General features: G+C 37.2%; 13 protein-coding genes and 1 riboswitch. Of the genes, 7 read left to right on the forward strand and 6 right to left on the reverse strand.

Translation table 11 applies throughout. The annotated features are described in order from the left end of the window. Positions 1-818 precede the first annotated feature (818 nt). Both HLX49_RS00440 and rarD read right to left on the reverse strand, forming a co-directional pair. Positions 819-2570 (reverse strand): O-acetylhomoserine aminocarboxypropyltransferase/cysteine synthase family protein, encoded by a 1752-nt coding sequence (locus tag HLX49_RS00440; protein ID WP_296360378.1) that lies wholly within the window; start codon positions 2568-2570, stop codon positions 819-821. Positions 2571-2859: 289 nt separating this feature from the next. Further along, positions 2860-2979: riboswitch (SAM riboswitch) on the reverse strand. Between the two features lie 105 nt (positions 2980-3084). Continuing rightward, positions 3085-3996, reverse strand: coding sequence for an EamA family transporter RarD (gene rarD, locus HLX49_RS00445; RefSeq protein WP_077702318.1), 912 nt, complete (start codon positions 3994-3996; stop codon positions 3085-3087). A 524-nt stretch (positions 3997-4520) separates the two neighbouring features. Between rarD and cls the strand changes: the two genes are divergently transcribed. From cls to HLX49_RS00460, 3 genes are all read left to right on the forward strand, one after another. Continuing rightward, a complete protein-coding gene (gene cls, locus HLX49_RS00450; protein ID WP_414930254.1) occupies positions 4521-5969 on the forward strand; it encodes a cardiolipin synthase in 1449 nt (482 codons plus the stop codon). 189 nt (positions 5970-6158) lie between these two features. Beyond that, positions 6159-6683: an acyl-CoA thioesterase gene (locus HLX49_RS00455; protein ID WP_176087263.1), complete on the forward strand. Its 525-nt coding sequence runs from the start codon at positions 6159-6161 to the stop codon at positions 6681-6683. A 378-nt stretch (positions 6684-7061) separates the two neighbouring features. Continuing rightward, entirely contained in the window at positions 7062-8474 is a 1413-nt protein-coding gene (locus tag HLX49_RS00460) for an alanine/glycine:cation symporter family protein (protein WP_414930256.1), read from the forward strand. An 82-nt stretch (positions 8475-8556) separates the two neighbouring features. On the opposite strand, the gene HLX49_RS00465 is transcribed toward HLX49_RS00460, so the two are convergent. After that, complete coding sequence (locus tag HLX49_RS00465) at positions 8557-8886, reverse strand: winged helix-turn-helix transcriptional regulator (RefSeq protein ID WP_077702321.1); 330 nt, start codon at positions 8884-8886, stop codon at positions 8557-8559. A 452-nt stretch (positions 8887-9338) separates the two neighbouring features. Between HLX49_RS00465 and HLX49_RS00470 the strand changes: the two genes are divergently transcribed. Then, positions 9339-10577: an aminopeptidase gene (locus HLX49_RS00470; protein ID WP_077702322.1), complete on the forward strand. Its 1239-nt coding sequence runs from the start codon at positions 9339-9341 to the stop codon at positions 10575-10577. Positions 10578-11009: 432 nt separating this feature from the next. Here HLX49_RS00470 and recQ read toward each other — a convergent pair whose 3' ends face one another. Then, positions 11010-13145 (reverse strand): DNA helicase RecQ, encoded by a 2136-nt coding sequence (gene recQ / locus HLX49_RS00475; protein WP_141130668.1) that lies wholly within the window; start codon positions 13143-13145, stop codon positions 11010-11012. Between the two features lie 264 nt (positions 13146-13409). On the opposite strand from recQ, the gene HLX49_RS00480 reads away from it, so the two are divergent. Further along, the gene (locus HLX49_RS00480) at positions 13410-13973 is read left to right on the forward strand and encodes a hypothetical protein (RefSeq protein ID WP_077702324.1); all 564 of its coding nucleotides are present in this window, start codon (positions 13410-13412) and stop codon (positions 13971-13973) included. A gap of 55 nt (positions 13974-14028) precedes the next feature. On the opposite strand, the gene brnQ is transcribed toward HLX49_RS00480, so the two are convergent. Beyond that, a complete protein-coding gene (gene brnQ, locus HLX49_RS00485; protein WP_077702326.1) occupies positions 14029-15327 on the reverse strand; it encodes a branched-chain amino acid transport system II carrier protein in 1299 nt (432 codons plus the stop codon). A gap of 1163 nt (positions 15328-16490) precedes the next feature. Between brnQ and HLX49_RS00490 the strand changes: the two genes are divergently transcribed. Further along, entirely contained in the window at positions 16491-18350 is a 1860-nt protein-coding gene (locus tag HLX49_RS00490; protein ID WP_296360393.1) for a cation:proton antiporter, read from the forward strand. Positions 18351-18614: 264 nt separating this feature from the next. Here the strand turns inward: HLX49_RS00490 and HLX49_RS00495 are convergent, their stop codons facing one another. After that, positions 18615-18797, reverse strand: a complete 183-nt coding sequence (locus HLX49_RS00495; RefSeq protein WP_073006917.1) for an SE1832 family protein — start codon at positions 18795-18797, stop codon at positions 18615-18617. A 95-nt stretch (positions 18798-18892) separates the two neighbouring features. Between HLX49_RS00495 and HLX49_RS00500 the strand changes: the two genes are divergently transcribed. Continuing rightward, positions 18893-19729 carry a GNAT family N-acetyltransferase gene (locus tag HLX49_RS00500; RefSeq protein ID WP_296360398.1) on the forward strand — a complete coding sequence of 279 codons (837 nt, stop codon included), beginning with the start codon at positions 18893-18895 and terminating at the stop codon, positions 19727-19729. The last annotated feature ends 113 nt before the right edge of the window (positions 19730-19842 follow it).

Here is a 19842-nt window from a genome sequence, read left to right on the forward strand (position 1 = left end):
GGATTAGTTTTAAACATCGGGCTTGTTAAAAGTTTTATGGTAACTATACTAACTTAATGAGGACTTTGTTTGTATGATTAGAGTATTGGCTGCTTGTAGTATACAGCATATGTATACTACAAGCATTTGCTTACACTATAGGGCAGTATAATATTTTGAAGTTTATCCCGACTATAAGATACTATAAAACTCGCGCTGTTCTGAGCTAACAGCATCCCAACTTTTAAAATAAGTAGGGGATGAAAGAAAATTCCACTGATTAGAAATTCACTTTATATCATAAGTTGAATTTTTCCAATTAGACGTATCAAATCTTCTATTTCTACTGACTACTTTCATAGCTTGCCGATTTTGGCTACCTTCATTCATTTTATCATTAGAAAAACTTGGCTTGTCGTAGGAAGAAAGCCTTTGTTTTTCTTAAGAGATAAGAAAGTATAAAATTAGGGGCTAATGAGGGGCTTATGTATAACCAAATAACCTAATAAGCCAGCACCCAGCAACTAGGCGACTTCACGAAATCGCCTTACGATAAGTCATCATCAGTTCGTGCTAAATAGGAAGGTCGACTAAAACGGGCTTGCCTTAGTGCGTCGGCATACCCCTGTTTTAGTGGCATGACTCCTAAAACTTTCGTTGATTTGTTCCACTCGCTACGTTGCTAAACGAGCGCCCTGCCTTTGTTCTACTATAAACCAAAAAAATCTAATAGTAAAAAAGATCGCCTTCAATTACAAGGCGATCAGAAAGGGAAGGTTAGTTATAATTTTTCCAATTATACAAACAAATAAACCTGTTATAAAAAAGGTAATGGTATGCTATGCAAATACAGGTGCCTCCGTAGCATTGTTTCGAAGCAATAACGCTTCTTCATAAGGGTTTTTTTGTGTAATAACGGTAATGCCAGTTGCTTTGGCATGTTCTATCGTAGCAGCTGTTTCATTTGTATTTTCCACCCATAAAAGCTTACAGTCTTTATTTACGAGCTGCTCTAACAGTGGAGCTGGTAATGTAGGCTGCAGTGACCAAGTAGCGTCCACTACTGGGATGTCCGTTAATTCTTTATATTGTGGTAAAGGGATAGTTAGGTTAGTACTTCCCACAACAGCTATATCGAATCCGAACGCTTGTAATTGGAAGACTTTTTTTCGGTCTGTTTCATTTGCTGTTTCTAAACCGTATACGGCAAGGCATTTTTTGCGCACATTTCCACCGTCTCTTAAAAAAGAAGAATGAAGCAGCCAATGGATAGCCTGTTGTTCACCAATAGCGATGGTTGCTTGTTCCCCTGTAGCTTTTGCTATTGCGTTGTCCAAAGTAATGAGTAGATCATGAACAGACTCTAAGCCAACCGATAAACGAATGGTTTCTTCTGTTGTCCCACTTGCGGCTAATTCCTCCGTTGTTAGCTGTTGATGTGTGGTAGATGCAGGGTGAATAATGAGCGATTTAGCATCACCTACATTTGCTACATGCGACCATAATTCAATTTGATCAATTAATTGTCTTCCAGCTTCCCTTCCACCTTGAATACCGAACGTTATAATTGACCCGGCAGTACCCTCACGAAAGTATTTTTTTGTTAATGGATAGGAAGGATGATTGGACAAGCCAGGATAATTAACCCAATCAATTGCTGGATGATCTGTTAAAAAAGCAGCAATTTTTTGTGCGTTCTTCGTATGTTGTTGCATGCGTAAATGTAACGTTTCTAACCCTTGAAGCAACAAAAATGCGCTATGTGGGCTTAAACAAGCTCCAATATCACGAATTAATTGTACACGTAGTTTTGTAGCGAAAGCGGCAGGTCCAACATCAGCAAATCGCAAGCCGTTGTAACTTGCATCAGGTTCGGTAAAACCTGGGAATCTATCGTGATTCCAATCAAACCTTCCTCCGTCTACAACCACCCCGCCAATCGTTGTTCCGTGACCACCGATCCATTTTGTTGCAGAATGGACAATAATATCTGCTCCCCATGCGAATGGTTTAACGAGGTAAGGGGCAAAGGTATTATCGATAATTATAGGGATATGGTGTGCATGTGCTATTGCTGCGATCGTTTCAATATCAAAAACATGCAGGCTGGGATTGGTGATCGTTTCCCCAAAAATAGCTTTTGTTTTCTCAGTAATTGCAGCCTCTACTTCATTTGGATTGGAACCATCTATGAATTTTACATGAATTCCGTAACGAGGAAGTATATTAGCAAATAAATTGTATGTGCCACCGTAAAGATTGCTATCGGTAATAATTTCGTCCCCAGCACTTGCTACATTTAAAATAGCGAAAGTGATTGCGGCCATTCCAGAAGATGTAGCTACTGCAGCGACACCATCTTCTAGTTGGGCAACACGTTGTTCAAACGTATCTACAGTTGGATTACCAATTCGGGAGTATATATTTCCAGGTTCTTTTAAACCGAATAAGTTTTGTGCGTGTTCTGTATCGTTAAATACATAAGAGGTCGTTTGGTAAATAGGGACTGCTCTAGCTCCTGTTTCTGAATCGGGGGTTTGCCCACCGTGAAGTAATGCAGTTTCTGGATTTTGCGTAAAAAAATGACTCATTATTTTTCCTCCTTTGATTAAATGTAAAAATGGGTTTGCTATTCGACTAATTGAAAAAGAGAGTGCATGGATAAGAACCATGCATCTTGTGTTGCACTATAGAAAAGTATAAAATTTTTTGGGTTTATAGTATAAGAAAAATGACAGCGTTTTTTCGCCATAAGACTTGGCGATAAGCGAAGTTTTTCTACTATTGGTTAGAAGTAAGTAGTTTGCAAGGAAGAAATGAAAACAAAAAATAAAAAACCCTCTTCTTAAGAAGAGGGTTTAAAATATACATTCCGTCCTCCTCTTATCTTCCAAACCTTATAATAGGTTTGTAGGATTTAGCACCGTAAAAAGCAAAGTTGGTTGCTTTCAGGTTGCCGGGCTTCATAGGGCCTATTCCCTCCACCGCTCATAATAAGAGATGTTATTTAAATTACTGAATATTATATAAGGTTCAAATGAATTTGTCAACGGTGATTTTTGTTATTAGAGCTTGCTTGTTCAACTGTTTGTTTTTAATAAAGCGTTAGTTTGCTTTTTTAAATTGCTTTTTTGTAGGCTTTTGGTAACTAGCTAACAGATAGTTAATCAGTGCGAACCATATGAATAAAAATGCGATGAAGTGAGCAGAAGTGAATGGCTCTTTATATAAAAAAACTCCTATTAACAACATAAGCGTTGGTGCAAGGTATTGCAAAAAGCCGACCAAGGATAAAGAAATGCGTTTCGCTCCACTTGCAAATAGTAATAACGGTATTGCTGTAACTACGCCAGCACCTATTAGTAGCATGTTTGTCGTTGATAGAATGGTGCTCCATTGAAAAGTGTTTTGCGGAAGAAACAATAAGAATAGAAGAGCGACTGGAGAAATTAACATCGTTTCGATTGTCAGTCCAATCATAGGACCAATATCTATCTTTTTCTTTAACAAACCGTACAACCCAAAGCTCGTTGCAAGCAATAAAGATATCCAAGGAAATACGCCATAACTTATTGTCAAATAAAGGACGCCAATAGCTGCCATGATAAAGGAAATGGTCTGTCTAAAGGTAAAAGATTCCTTCAGCACAAGGATACCAAGCAAAATACTGATTAAAGGGTTAATATAATATCCTAAACTTGCTTGAATAACATGATCATTGTGCACCGCCCAAATAAATGTCAGCCAATTGAGACTAATAACAGTAGTTGCCATAAAAACGCCTATGAATTTTCGTCTGTTTTGCATTAATGCCTTCCATTCGCGAAGCAATTCATGCCATTTCCCAACAATAAGTACAATGATAATCATAAAAATAGCCGACCATATAATTCGATGTGCCAGCGTTTCGCCAGGTGAAACGCTCTCTAGAAATTTCCAATAAATGGGAAGAACTCCCCATAAAGCATAAGCTCCTAAGGTATGTATGATACCCGTTTTATCTTGTGTAACGGTCATGTTCTCCCTTCTTTCATGTAAAATAATATGGTGAGTAAGAGATAAAAAAAGAAAATTCACGTTTATATATTGATGAAAGCACTGTGCAGTTAAGCTTTTTTAATACAAAGAAAGCATGTAACCTCTCCAGATGGATGTCAATATAATATAGTCATTCTAAATCTCTTTTGCAAGAAAAGAAAGAATAGTAAGTAAAAAGCCTTTTCCAGATTCCGAGGAAAGTTTTTTTGTACTATAGGAAAGTATAAAGGTTTAAAGTATAAGAAAAACGACAGCGTTTTTTCGCCATAAGATTTGGCGACAAGCCAAGCTTTTCTAAATACATAGAAAAACATTAAAATGAAGGTTAATTTTATAAATAAAACAAAGGCTTTGGCCGTAAAGACTTTGTAAATCTATGTTTTGTTTATACATGAAAAGGGGATTTTAAAATACAATAGATAAAAAATGAATAACATGGTATGCTATAGTATTATGGGAGAGTGTAAAAAAAATGGAGTAAGGTTGGGGAAGGGGGGAAAGTAATGCAAATAGATCTATCTTCTTATTTGCTAAGCTTTGTTTTAATTTTAAATATTGCCTTAGGAATTTCTATTATCTTTCTTGAACGAAAAGATCCAACCTCAACTTGGGCTTGGCTAATGGTGCTATTGTTTATCCCAATTGCAGGGTTTATCCTGTATTTGATTTTTGGGAAACCAATTAGCAGAAGGCGTATTTTCACTTGGGATACCAAAAGTAGATTAGGGGTAAAAGCAGCCGTACAATCGCAGTTGCGTGCGCTTGAAGAAGGAACTTTTGAATTTAAAAACAAAGACATCGCTAAATATGAAGACCTCTATTATTTACATTTACGCAACGACGATGCAATTTTCACTCATAATAATGAAGTAAAGATTTTTACAGATGGTAAGGAGAAATTTGAAGCCTTAATCAAAGATTTAGAACGGGCTACAGATCATATTCATTTGTTGTATTATATTGTTCGTAGTGACCAGCTCGGCCAAAGAATTGCAGATGTGTTAATAAAAAAAGCAGAAGAAGGTCTAGAAGTACGTATGTTGTTTGATGATATGGGGTCACGATCTTTAAGTCGAAAGTATATAAAGAAACTTCTTAATGCCGGTGTAGAAGTAGAAGCTTTTTTTCCTCCTAAGATACCTAAGATTAATTTTAAAATAAATTACCGAAACCATCGTAAATTAGCCATTATTGACGGAAAGGTAGGGTATATTGGTGGCTTTAATATTGGTGATGAATATTTAGGGATGAATAAAAAATTTGGGTATTGGCGTGACACGCATTTGTGTATTTACGGAGATGCTGTACGCCAAATGCAAACACGTTTTATATTAGATTGGAACCAAGCTTCTCGTAACGACATCTTATATGAAGACCGTTATTATAGTGCTAACCCAGTAGGTCATGTTGGTGTACAAATTGTCTCCAGTGGACCTGATTCGGATTGGGAGCAAATAAAAAATGGCTACATTAAAATGATCATGACTGCAAAAGACTATGTTTATATTCAAACTCCTTATTTTATTCCTGATGAAAGCTTGCGTGATGCACTGCGAATTGCTTCACTGTCTGGGGTCAATGTTCGAATCATGATTCCTAATAAACCAGATCATCCTTTCGTATATTGGGCAACATTATCACATATAGGGGATCTATTAGAAGCAGGAGCAGAAGTATTTATTTATCAAAATGGCTTTCTGCACGCCAAAACCATCGTAGTAGATGGTAAAATCGCTTCTGTTGGAACAGCAAATATTGATGTTCGTAGCTTCCGCTTAAACTTTGAAGTGAATGCTTTTTTATATGATAATGATTTGACGCAACAATTAGTATCGAAATTTGAAGAAGACATGTTGCTATCGACACAAATGACAGAAGGTTTATATCGCCAGCGGTCGTTAGGAATTCGATTTAAAGAGTCTGTTTCACGACTTCTTTCGCCAGTATTATAAAGCAAGCCTTTCATCTGTAGGAGCACTAATTGTTAGTAGGCCAATAATATGTGACCTAAAGGTCTCTAACGAAAAAAGGATTTTGTGCTGTTATCTCGCACGAAGTCTTGTCCAGCTCCATCTTCCAATTCTTGAAGTAAGTCTTACAGCACCCTAAGTATCGGATAAATGATAAGAAGGAGGGGTAAAGTGGAAAAAAGAACTTGTACACATTCTTTGGCAGTCAAAACATCGTATGTGTTGCCACCAGATACGAATACGTATGGTACGTTATTTGGCGGTAAGCTCATGGCTTATATGGATGATGTTGCTGCTATAGCCGCATCACGACATGCTCGTATGCCCGTTGTTACAGCTTCTACCGATTCGGTTGACTTTTTAGCTCCAGTAAAAGAAGGCCATTCTATCTGTGTGGAAGCTTTCGTTACCTGGACGCACAACACGTCGATGGAAGTATTTGTGAAAGCAGTAACGGAAGATTTACGAACTGGACAGCGGCAGGTTTGTTCAACTGCTTTTTTAACATTTGTAGCGATAGATGAAGAGGGAAAACCTAAACCTGTGCCAAGTGTCGTTCCAGAGTCCGAACATGAACAGAAACTGCATGCATCAGCAGCAGATCGCGCCAAACATAGAAAAGAGCGGAGAAAGCAGGCAAAAGAATTTGCTGAAATTTTTGGCACAGATTACCCATGGAATCGTTCGAGAAATTAATGTAAAATGATACAATAACAAGCAAATGGAAGCTGAAGCTCTTTGGGTGGAAAAGGGTCTTCCACGACATCTTTGGCTTAGTTAGGCGGAAGAATTAAATGAAAGATTTTTTTATGATGACTGTAATGCGATGTACAACCTTATATGTAAAAGGGAATCTTTTTCAAAGACGTCCGCCTGCTGAGTCAGGCTGTTTTAATTTGCGCAGTAACCAATAATAAGGAGAGATTAGCTATATTGTCAAAAAGAGTTGGCGATAAGCGAAGTTTTTCTAAAGGGGAGATGAATAGGGGAATATTTCAATTTATTTAAAAAGTTTGTTGTTTTATGATGTGTGGAATGACATCATAAACAAGAGGAGGAATAATCGTGTTATTTTTGGAAAATTTGATTGGTGATGTAAATAATGTTTTATGGACATACGTCTTAATTGCTGTATTACTTGGATTAGGCTTATGGTTTACGATTAAAACAGGTTTTGTGCAATTCAGATACTTACCTGAGATGTTTCGAGTTATTGCAGATAAACGAACCATTAGTGCTGCAGGTAAAAAAGGGACTTCTTCATTTCAAGCTTTTGCCATTAGTGCAGCATCGAGAGTGGGGACTGGGAACATGGCTGGCGTAGCTGCAGCTATAGCAGCTGGAGGCCCGGGAGCGGTTTTATGGATGTGGATCATCGCTTTACTTGGTTCAGCCTCTGGTTTTGTAGAAAGTACATTAGCGCAAGTATATAAAGTTCCTCATGAAGATCAATATCGCGGTGGACCTGCATATTATATGGAAAAAGGACTAAAAAGTCGTTGGCTTGCAGTGTTATTTGCGATTACAATTACGTTTACGTACGGATTGGTGTTTAACTCTGTTCAATCAAATACTATTAGTTTGGCGTTTGAAAATCAATTTGCCATTGATAGTGAAGTTATTGCTATTATTTTATTTGTTTTTACTGCAATAGTTATTTTTGGTGGATTAAAGAGCATTGCGAATGTAACACAAATCATCGTACCTGTAATGGCTATTTTATATATTTTATTAGCTATTTATATTTTAATTACAAATATTACTGCAATCCCAGATATGTTAACGTATATCGTCTCCAATGCTTTTGGAATTCGTGAAGTAGCTGGTGGTGGTTTTGGTGCAGCTATTATGATGGGGATTAAACGTGGTTTGTTCTCTAATGAAGCAGGTATGGGTAGTGCCCCAAATGCTGCAGCGACTGCTGAAGTTACCCATCCTGCTAAGCAAGGGCTTATTCAGGCATTAGGGGTATTTTTTGATACGATTTTAATTTGTAGTGCCACTGCGTTTGTGATTATTACAGCAGGTGGTTTTGAAGGAAGTAAGGCTGACGGTATACAGTTGACGCAAAATGCGTTCACTTTCCATATAGGAGATTGGGCTGGCGGTTTTATTGCCATAGCTATACTATTGTTCGCTTATAGTTCCATTTTAGGGAATTATTACTATGGGGAAACAAATATAACGTACATCCGGGATAGTAAAGTAGGTTTATTTTTATATCGAATCGGAGCGCTATTAATGGTGGCGTTTGGTGCAATAGCTTCGTTTGACTTTGTTTGGTCATTAGCTGATTTAACGATGGCAATTATGGCTTTAATTAACTTGTATGCGATAGCCAGATTGTTTAAAATCGCTAATCAAGTGCTTCAAGATTATCGTAGACAACGGAAAGCAGGAAAAGATCCTGTCTTTTACCGCGATGTGTTAGATGATCAGGAAGGTATTGAATATTGGGATCGAGAACAAGCAGAGCATTCTAAATAAACAAACACAAAAAACAAGAGCGCGTCCTATGTATAGGAGGCGCTCTTGTTCATGCGTCAATATTCGGGAAAAAGATCTTTGTTTAACATTCCTCACTTGTCTCATCATCGGAAATATGTTCTTCTGCCCACTTTTGAATTTCTTTAATGACTGGTGCGAGTGCTTTTCCTTTCTCGGATAAAGAATATTCAATGCGAACAGGGAATTCCGAGTAGACATCTCTTGTAACAATACCTTCTTTTTCCAACATTTTTAGTCGATCTGAAAGTAAACGTCCACTTATTGGTAAATCAGCTTCCATTTCCGAAAATCGCTTTGTACCTTTAAGTAAATCAAACAGAATGAGTCCTACCCATCTTGTGCTTAATAAGCCCATTGCTTTTTCAAAACGAGGGCATAGATTCGTATCCATAGATCATCACCTCAATTGGTATCCATTCCCATAGATAAACAGTTATTACGAAAAGTAACTTGTTTCTAGGGTATCATATTTTAGATGTTGCGTAAAGTTTGCTAAGAAGCACGTTTGTGTTAAGTTTTTCTCTACATAAGTATAGCCCAAACATCCAACCTCTTTACGTCCACTTTTACTGTTTTAAAAGGAACAATTGGTTATAAATACATAGCTAGTGATCGCTGCTGCGGGGTCATCCCATTGCGCTTTCCCATCGAAGTCTTCGTGTTTTTCCTACGCTAACATGTTATTTTATTTTTTTTGAATAGAAATAGGCTCTAATGTCCTCCTCGTGAAATATTTTACACATACAAGAAGTACTTTCTCTTTGTAAATGTTCGGCTTTGGTATTTTCATTGTATTTGTGGAATAATAAAGGATATACACTAATTATTTTTTGGAGGTTAACAATGGTTACTGAACAAGTACAAAAAAAATATGCTACATTAGCACTTCGTACAGGTGTTAATTTACAAAAAGGGCAAGCTTTAATGATTAATGCACCAATAGAAGGGGCGGACTTCACAAAAATTGTAGTCCGCAAAGCCTATGAAATGGGAGCGAAAAACGTACATATTAATTGGGTAGACGACGAACTAACACGGCTTAAGTTCGAATATGCTCCCGATGAAGTCATTGCCCATTTCCCAGAATGGAGAGTCATGCTTCATGAAAGTTTTGCTGAGGATGGAGCAGCAGTTTTAAACATTCGTTCAACGAATCCAGACTTATTGCAAGGAATTGACTCAGCTAAAGTGGCAAAAGCAAATAAAGCAGGCGCAGAAGCCATGAAAAATTTTCGCAAATATACGATGAATGATAAGATTGCGTGGTCCATTATTTCGATCCCTACAGGGGACTGGGCGCAAAAGATTTTTCCTAATAAATCAAGAGAAGCTGCTATAGAGAGCCTTTGGGAGGCGATTGTGAAAATTGTTCGTGTAGATAAGGAAGATCCTATAGCTGCTTGGGAGGAGCATAATGCTTCTTTACGTGTGGCAAGAGAGGTTTTAAACGATAAAAACTATAAGAAGCTTATTTTTAAAGCACCAGGTACAAATTTGGAAATGGAGCTTCCAGAAGGACATATCTGGAAAGGCGGCTCTGCCCAAACGGAGGGTGGTATAACGTTTAATCCGAATATGCCAACAGAAGAAGTGTTTAGCTTGCCGCATAAATATCGCGTGAACGGTACTGTTTCAAGTACGAAGCCGTTGAATTATGGCGGAAGCTTGATTGATCGATTCAAATTAACATTTAAAGATGGAGAAGTTGTTGATTTTACCGCTGAACAAGGTCAAGATACATTAGAGCATTTACTAAATATTGACGAAGGCTCTAAACGTCTTGGTGAAGTGGCTCTTGTTCCTCATGAATCACCAGTATCACAGTCTGGGCTCATTTTTTACAATACGTTATTTGATGAAAATGCTTCTTGTCATATCGCATTAGGAAAAGCTTATCCAACGAACTTGGAAGGCGGAGCGCAAATGAATGAGGAGGAATTAGATCAACATGGCGTTAATGATAGCTTAAGTCACGTTGACTTTATGATTGGTTCGGATCAACTTGATATCGATGGCGTATTTGCCGATGGCACAACTGAGCCGGTGTTTCGGAACGGAACATGGGCGTGGAAAAAGAAGTAATAAGCTGATTGCTTGTTTGGAAATAAGAAATAAAGCAAAACATCCATCTCGAGTGTGTAAGTCGAGATGGATGTTTTGGTTTACACTATAGGAAAGTATAAAAGTTTAAAGATTTATCGTATAAGAAAACGACAGCATTTTTCTGCCATAAGACTTGGTAACTTCAGCTCCATTGCCCTACGATAAGTCATCATCGGATCGTGTTAAATAGGAAGGCCGACTAAAACAGGGGTATAATTCTTTTATCTCTGTTGATTCCATTCGCTACGTTGCTAAACGGGATCTTGCGCCTTTGCTCCCAAGCATCAGTTTTTTAGGTTTATCGTATTGGCAGATTTTATTATAAAGGTTTTGGCGGTAGCTTTAAGCCATGCCTTTAGATTACTAACGATTTGTGGAGAAGAAGGGACTTCTCGCTGATTAAGATTTCCTTTATAAATGACCGTGCTTCGTTAAAACAGCTTTGATTTTTGTATACCCAATTGTGTCTGGTAAAGAATCTTTTAATGGTTTTAGTTTTGGTTCGTCCAATTCTTCACGAGCAGCCAAAACAGCTTCTTCTTCCTGTGAGGTGAAAAATATTTCCCAAGCGATAGGATATCCGTCTTTAAAAGCTTTAAATAAATGGTTTTCTATGGTTTGTACAGATAGATCGCGCATAGTAGCGATGTCTTGAATTGCTTTTCCCGACCGAAATAGCTGATAACTTATGATGTGACTTGGCTGGTCTTCCTGTTTAGGGTTCGATTTTTTTATAGGTCTTGATTCTTGAATGGGAATTACCTTTTGAACATCAGGGTGTTCTTCTCGCCATTTTTGAATAACGGTTAGAAACGCTTCTCCATACTGGTCAAACTTCCTTTCGCCAACTCCTTTAACCAGTAACATTTCTTCTTTGGTAGTTGGAAAATACCTACTTAAATCCTTTAGTGTTGCATCGGAAAACAGAATGTAAGGTGGCACGTTTTGTTCTTCCGCTAGCTGCTTTCTTAATTGTCGTAGTGAAGTGAATAAATCTTCATGATAATCTGCTACGTCATTTGTTGGCATAGGAGCAGTAAACATCCAAACGGTTCTTTTCCCTTTTAATATATCAACGGATTGTTGGTTCAACTTTAGTGTTGGAAACTTCCCTTCTTCGGTTGCTAGCAATTGTTCAGCAACTAAAAACTGGATCCATTCTGTCAGTTCTCTTTCGGTATAGGCGGACAGAATACCGTATGTAGATAAAGTATGTAGGCGGAATTGCCTGATTTTCCTATCTTTAGACCCTTTTAACACTTTAGCTGTCATACCTACGCCAAATTTTTCGCCCATTCGTTTTACACAGGAGAGGATTTTTTGTGCCTCTTCTGTCATATCCACTTTCTCTTGTCGTTTTACACAATTGCTACAGCGTCCGCATCTTTTTTTCAATGAAGCGTGAAAATAACCTAAAATATAATCGGTTAAGCAACTATGTGTATGACAGTAATTAATCATTGCTTGTAATTTACGGTATTCTGCTTGCTTCACAGATTCTTCCATATTGGATTGTTCAATTAAAAATTTTTGTAGTTGAATATCCTGCGGAGAAAATAACAGGATACAATCACTTTTCTCCCCGTCTCTGCCAGCTCTACCTGCTTCTTGGTAATACGATTCAATATTCATTGGCATGGCGTAATGAATCACAAAGCGAACATTAGATTTATCAATTCCCATACCGAACGCATTCGTTGCTACCATAAGTTGTTTTTCATCATGAATAAAGGCAGCTTGGGCTCTCTTTCTATCCATTTCTGATAATCCTGCATGATATTTTGCCACAGAATACCCTTGCGTTTCAAGCTGATCATAGAGAGAATCCGTTTGTTTTCTTGTAGCTGCATAAATAATCCCAGATTCTTCTTTTCGTTCTTGTAAGAAAGATTGAATGTAAGCGCGCTTATCTCTTCCTTTAATGACATGAAAAGCGAGGTTTTCTCTTTCAAAACCTGTGTTAACAACATTTTCAATATGTAGTTGCTGCTGAATATCTTCAATTACTTCTGTAGTGGCTGTTGCTGTTAGAGCCATCATCACAGGTCTTTTTGGTAACTGTTGCAATTGGGGAATAATGGAGCGATAGCTAGGTCGAAAATCATGCCCCCATTGTGATATACAGTGTGCTTCATCAAAAGCAATTAAGGATATGCGTATGCGGTGCAATACACGCATAAAAAAGCTAGATTCAAATCGTTCTGGAGCTACATAGACAAACTTGTATCTCCCTAGCGAAATGTCTCGTAGACGCGTTTGCTGCTGTTCTGGAGACAAGGAACTATTGATATATGTAGCGGCAACCCCTAAAGCTTGTAAAGCATCCACTTGATCCTTCATTAAAGAAATAAGTGGGGAGATAATAATTGCTGTTCCCTCTAAGGCTAGTCCGGGTATTTGATAGCATAACGACTTTCCGCCTCCTGTAGGCATAACAGCAAGAATGTTGTTTCCATTTATGATAAAGTCAATAGCTTCCTTTTGACCTGGTCGAAATTGTTGGTAACCAAAATAGGTTTGTAATAGTTTTTCTTCACGTAAACCCAATGTCATTTTCCTCCTTTACCCCATCCATCTTAACATATTTTACAACATGATTACGTATTTATGGCTAGGTGAAAATATATGGGAATAGAGTATTTTCTGATTTATCGTTACATAAATTGTGTTAAAATTAAAAAATATATGATCGAACTGTAATTTCGAATGGAAAAGGGGGTATATTGCAAAATTTGATATTTAGTTTAACTTTTATACACTATATTTAAGTTGAAATAAGTATCCTAAAGAACTTTAAATACGGAGGTTTTTATGAGGAAAATGGAATTAAATTATATTTTAAATCACGGAGATATTCAAAAGTTAGCTGAAAATTATAACGAGAACAGTACGAGGGCTAAGCGAGCTAAAAAATGGATGGTCATAGGCGCTTTAGTTCTTTCCCTTATTTTAAGTGCTTTTCCTACTCTCGTAATGGGCAGAGGATTTGATTTTTATTTAGTTTTAGTTCTTATTAGCTTTATCATAACTTCTATCCTTTCTTTGCAGCAGCAAAAAAAGGATCTTATAACAAGTACAAATAGACGTTTAACAAAAGAAAATATAGGACTATTAGGTGAATATCTTACAACTATCTCTGAAGACGGGATTCATGCTACTTTATTTCCCAATGATCCAAAAAAAGAAAGAAATATAACAAATAGTTGGGAAGAAATAGACTATTACAGTAAAGAAAGAAATCTATTTTTTGTTTATGTTGATCGTATTAATTTTGTTTACGTTATCAAGGCTGAAGAAGCTGCAAGAGTAGATCAGTTTTTAAATAAAAAATTACCTGTCAGAAAAAATAAAAGTGGTTCTAATCATAAAAGCTAAATAATTGGAACCACTTTTTTTATTTACCTCGTAGACTAATATAAAAATTTTTCATTCAAACAGACGCTTCACGCTTTTGTATTTTGGATAGAACCCAACCAATGAATCCACCGATGATTGCAGGAAGCAACCAACCTAATCCGATATTAGAAAACGGAAGCATTGTCATATATTCCGAGATAAATGACATTTTCACTCCTAATTCTAGTATTCCGTCATACAAGCTGACGATAGCAGTAAAGAGGATGGCTCCTCGATAAACAGCTTGCTTATTTTTAAACAGTGGCTGCATAAAGGTAAGTAGAATAAGCACAATAGCAATTGGATATAAGCAAACAAGTACTGGTACAGAAAAACGAATGATTGTATTTAGTCCTTGGTTGGCAATGAGATAACTTGCGAATGTAATAATGACCGCAAGCCACTTATAGGGTACTGGACTGATTTTTGCGAAAAATTGCGAAGCGGCTACAACGAGTCCTACAGATGTTGTAAAACAGGCTAATGTTACGATAATTCCTAGTAACAATGTACCTGACGTGTTAAATATTTGCGTAGCTGCTTCTGACAATATCTCGCCGCCATTTACAAACGAGCTACCATTCGGCATTCTCGCACTAATCCAACCGAGAGAAGCGTAGACGATAGCTAGTCCAACTCCTGCTATTGTTCCGGATTTTAACGTTGCTTTTATAATGTCCGCTTTTGCGGATAATCCACGCTCTTTAAAAGTTTGCACAACAATAATACCAAAGGCTAATGCAGCGATTGCATCCATTGTTAAATATCCTTCAACAAAACCTGTGAAAAATGGATTTTGGGCATAATCTCCAGAAGCTGTTGGTAGTGGCTGATTAAATAAAATAAGTCCTCCAATGACTAGCGCTGCGATGGAAAGCAATAGGATTGGTGTTAGTAGCTGACCGATGCGATCCACCATTTTGGACGGGTTTAAACTGACGAAAAGAACAGCTAAGAAGAATATGCTCGTAAATAGCAATAAAGCTGCGGAAGAAGTATTTTGTAATAGCGGCTCAACGCTCATTTCATAACCAACAGTAGCCGCTCTTGGTATGCCAAAAAATGGTCCGATTGCTAAATAAACAAGACAGGTGAAAATAAGTCCAAACAAAGGATGAACATGATTTCCAAGTTCTCTAGCATCATTTTTTACATAAGAAATTGCTGTAACTGCTAAAATTGGTATGCCAATGCCAGTAATGATAAATCCTATAATAGCTGGAAAAAAAGACGAGCCTGAAGAAACTCCTAAAATAGGAGGATAGATTAAGTTACCAGCGCCGAAAAACAAAGCAAATAGCATAAAACCAATAATAAATGTATCACGTTTCATGATTGTTCCCTCCGTATTAAAAGGCAATGCTTTTCCAGGATGATTAACAAGCGTTGTATTTTAACTATTTTGAAAGTATAAAATTTTAAAATGAACAGTATAAAATAATAGCTTTTACAACTAGTTAATAAGCCGAGTTTTTTAGAGAATTAGAATTAACTGACAATAATAAATAATACCTTGTCTATGTTTTCTAAGTAAAAATTGGCTCTATAATCTGAAAATTTCGCCTTTTGATGTCGCTTTTTTGAAAATAGTACAAAGCAGTCATTATAGTAACAGGTAGTTGTTTTCTATGTCAATAAAACAGTATAAAAACTTGTCTTATCTTCACGCCTCTATGATGAAAGCCTTCGTTTTACCCATACTTTAACCTTAAAATTTTAGATACTTTCCCACAATGTCCATAAAAATGAAGGGGTAACTCATGGAAGCAGTATTATGCATACTTCTTTCATACAAAAAACGTAAAAGAAAAAAAGTTTGCAATAATTTATTTTAAATCTTATTTGATAAAAATTGTTTACATTATTGCTTTTCACCTTTAAAATGTTTTTATCTTGTGTTTAACTTATAACGTAGGTTCGGCACGAAAGATTTAAACTATTAGGAAAGTATAATAGTTTAAAGGTTTATAGTATAAGCAAAACGACAGCTTCCCCAATAAAGCTTTGGTGGTAAGCCAAGTTTTTCTAAAAGGATAAGAAAGTATAAAAATTAGATGCTTTGGTATAAGAAAATAAGCCACGTCCGGGTTAAGCGCGCAGCAACTAGGCGACTTCACGAAATCGCCCTAAGCTAAGTCATCATCGGTTCGTACTAAATAGGAAGGCCGACTAAAGACGGGCTTGCCGGAGGGCGCCGGCATACTCCTGTTGCAGGAGCATGATTCCTAAAACTTTAGTTGCTTGGTTCCACTCGCTACGTTGCTAAACGGGCGCTTGCGCCTTTGTTCTGCTATTATGGCTTAGCTTATCATGAGTGAGTTTAGTTTTAACCGTTTCTTTAAGGGAAATGAGTTTACAAATCAATTTTAAAGCAGTTTATTCTTCTGCTCCTTCAATTTTAACAGTAATTATTATAGTCATTACAATTGGAGGGGCAGTTCTATACCTCCAAGAAAAGGAGTCATACCAATTTTATTTTAACCGAGGAGGTATAACATGGTACCATCTTTACTATTTGAAATCATGCTAATCGGTCTTTTAGGGATCGGATCACAATGGGTCGCTTGGCGTTATCGAATGCCTGCGATTGTCGTTATGTCCATAACAGGGTTGTTGGCAGGTCCTATTTTTGGTTTTTTGAATCCCGAAGAAGACTTTGGCAGTTTATATAGTCCGATTATTTCTGTAGCTGTAGCCATTATTCTATTTGAAGGAAGCTTAAATTTAAGTTTTAAAGAATTACGAGGGCTAGGTAAACCAGTCTTTCGTATTTCAACGGTTGGTGCATTTATCGCCTGGATTCTGGGCTCGTTAACAGCACACTATATTGCAGGACTCTCATGGGCAGTAGCTTTTGTAATTGGTGGCTTGTTTATCGTTACTGGTCCAACGGTTATTATGCCGCTTTTACGCCAATCGAAGTTAAAAGCACGACCTGCAAAAATTTTAAAATGGGAAGGGATTATTGTCGATCCAATCGGCGCATTGCTTGCCGTATTCGCTTTTGAAATTATTACCTTCCTAACTGCATCAGAGCCTGATGTAGCTCAACTTCTTCTATTCTTTGCCGCCTCTATCTTTGCTGCGATTTTTGGTTGGGCTTGTGGAAGGGGTATTGGCTGGATGTTTGAAACCGGTCATATACCAGAATTTTTAAAGTCACCTGCTGTTGTCATTGTCGTTATTATGTGTTTTACAGTAGCTGATGAAATTGTTCATGAAACAGGGTTATTATCTGTTACAGCGATGGGGATAACACTGGCGAATATGGGGATTAGCTCTATTTCTGATATGCGTCACTTCAAGGAGAATATATCGATTCTGCTTATTTCAACGATCTTCATTATGTTAACAGCTTCTTTGCAATTAGAAACGCTGTTGCACATATTTAGCCCAAATATCATCGGCTATGTTCTGCTTATGATGTTTCTTGTCCGACCATTATCGATTTTTCTTTCCACGATAGGAACGAGCTTAACGTTTAATGAAAAAGCGCTCGTTGGTTGGATTGCTCCAAGAGGGATAGTGGCATTAACAGTGTCTGGTTATTTTGCTGGTGTTTTATCAGAACAAGGATATGAAGATGCGCAAATTTTAACGACGTTAACCTTTGGGCTTGTGTTCTTTACCGTTGTGGCACACGGATTTTCTATTGGCTGGTTGTCCAAGAAGCTACATTTGTCTATGGAAGGAAGACCAGGAGCAATGATTGTTGGGGCAAATCGATTTACGGTGGAACTAGCTAAATCTCTTTCAAAAGCAGATTTTCCAGTTATTATTGTAGACTCTTCATGGGAGAAGCTAAGAACTGTAAGAGAAGCAGGGATTAATTTTTATCATGGTAATATCCTATCTGAACAAACAGAGTATAATTTAGATACGATTCCATATGAATATTTGTTGGCAGCAACGGACGATCATGCCTTTAATTCATTAGTTTGTACGACATTTATGCCAGAGTATGGAAGGACAAATGTGTTTAAAATTAGTCCATTCGACCAATTTAATGGCGATTCTGTTGATGTTGTGTCAAGAGTGGGCGGAAGAATTTTGTTTGATAAGAAATTTACAATGGAAGACTTGCTTGATAAATTAGATCATCATTATGTATTTAGACAGACAACGTTAACCAGTCAATATAATTACAAACAATATTTAGCCGATAAAGATGATGCAACAGTGTTCCTATATTTAATCAAACCTTCTGGACAACTAAAGTTTTATTCTGAAGAAATGAGGACGGTACCTGCTGTAGGAGACCGGATTGTTAGCTTAACCCCACCAAATAAAGAAAAAGCAAAAATACAAGCAAAGCTGGAAACACAGCGCAATGGTCAATCCAAAGAAAACAGGTAATAAAATACTCGAATGCTTAAAAGTGAGAACGAATTACTCATGTGTCAAGTGAGTATTGTTATGAAAACATATCCTAAAGAAAAACGATAGCTTGTCGCCGAGCATGAACAGCGAATGTTATCGTTTTTCTTATTTGCACGATAGGAGAGTATAAATTCTTAAGGGTTTATAGTATAAAAAAACTCGGCTATCGTCACAAAGACTTTGACAGCTGAGTTTTTCTGAAATTACATCTATTGCATAAACCGTATACAAAGTTTGCCGTTATCTATTAAATGCGTCCAACTGTCGATGTACTTCGGCAATTTCTCCTTCTAAACGAATTAATTGTTCCTCGGCAGAAGATACTCTGCCACGCACATACTCCAGTTTATCTAAATCCCCTTGGATTCGCACATAGTCCGATTTTAATTCATCCAGCTTATCTTGTAATTGTTTTTCATTCATTTCCCTATCCCTCCTTACTATGAGTGTAACGAAAAAAGCCTTTACAAAACAGTATAAACTATGTATCGTTTAAAAAAAGCAAAGGGGGAGGCAAGGTGAAAGTCCAGTTCGCAAAATCAGTAGAGGCTTATGTAGAATTAGTGGAGAAGAAGCTTTTAGAAAAAGAAGCATGCAATAATTTAATCCTTGGTATATTAGAGCGTCTAAAACAGAATAACGAAGGTGCCTATTATTTAGGGTGGGTAGAAAAGGATAAAGAGCTTCTTTTTCCTTTTATGCAAACAGCCCCAAATAATTGGGTGCTCCCAGATTGGGGGCAATTTGTTGGAGAAGAGGTGATCCGTGCTGCTGTAAAGCAGATTTGGGATCAAGGTATGGAAGTGCCAGGGGTGATAGGACCAGAACAGTACGCTACTATTTTTGCAAAAGAATGGGAAGATATTACAGGTAATCAACCCGTAGTTCATATGCAAGAGTGGATTTATCAGTTAGATGCGGTTAATCAAGTGCAGCAGGATGGTGAATTGGTAATCGCTCAAGAGAAAGATTTGTCATTACTAATTCATTGGTTACAACAATTTGGAGAGGAAGCTGGTGAGAAAATTACAGAAAAACAGGCAGAAGCAATTGCACGACGTAATATAAATCAACATTCCGCTTTCTTATGGCAAGTCGGAAAACATTACGTATCCATGGCAAACCGATCAAGAACAACAAAGAACGGAGCCACAATTAATGCTGTGTTTACTCCAGATCAACATAAAGAAAAAGGGTATGCTACCAGTTTAGTTGCCGCATTGAGTCAACAATTGCTTAATAGTGGCTATCAGTTTTGTAGCTTATACACCGATACATCCAACCCTATCTCCAATCATGTATATCAAAAAATTGGTTATTATAAAGTTGGCTCCGCAATCGTTTATAGTTTTTGAAATGGGATAAATTTGTAAAGTCGCTGAACTTCTTCCCATTTCGCTTAAGTTTCATGAAAAGTCGCTGAAGTTCTCAAGATAGTTACTCAAAGTTCACAATAAAGTCACTGAAG

It is taken from the genome of Virgibacillus sp. (genome assembly GCF_013393565.1).
GTDB lineage: Bacteria > Bacillota > Bacilli > Bacillales > Amphibacillaceae > Virgibacillus > Virgibacillus dokdonensis.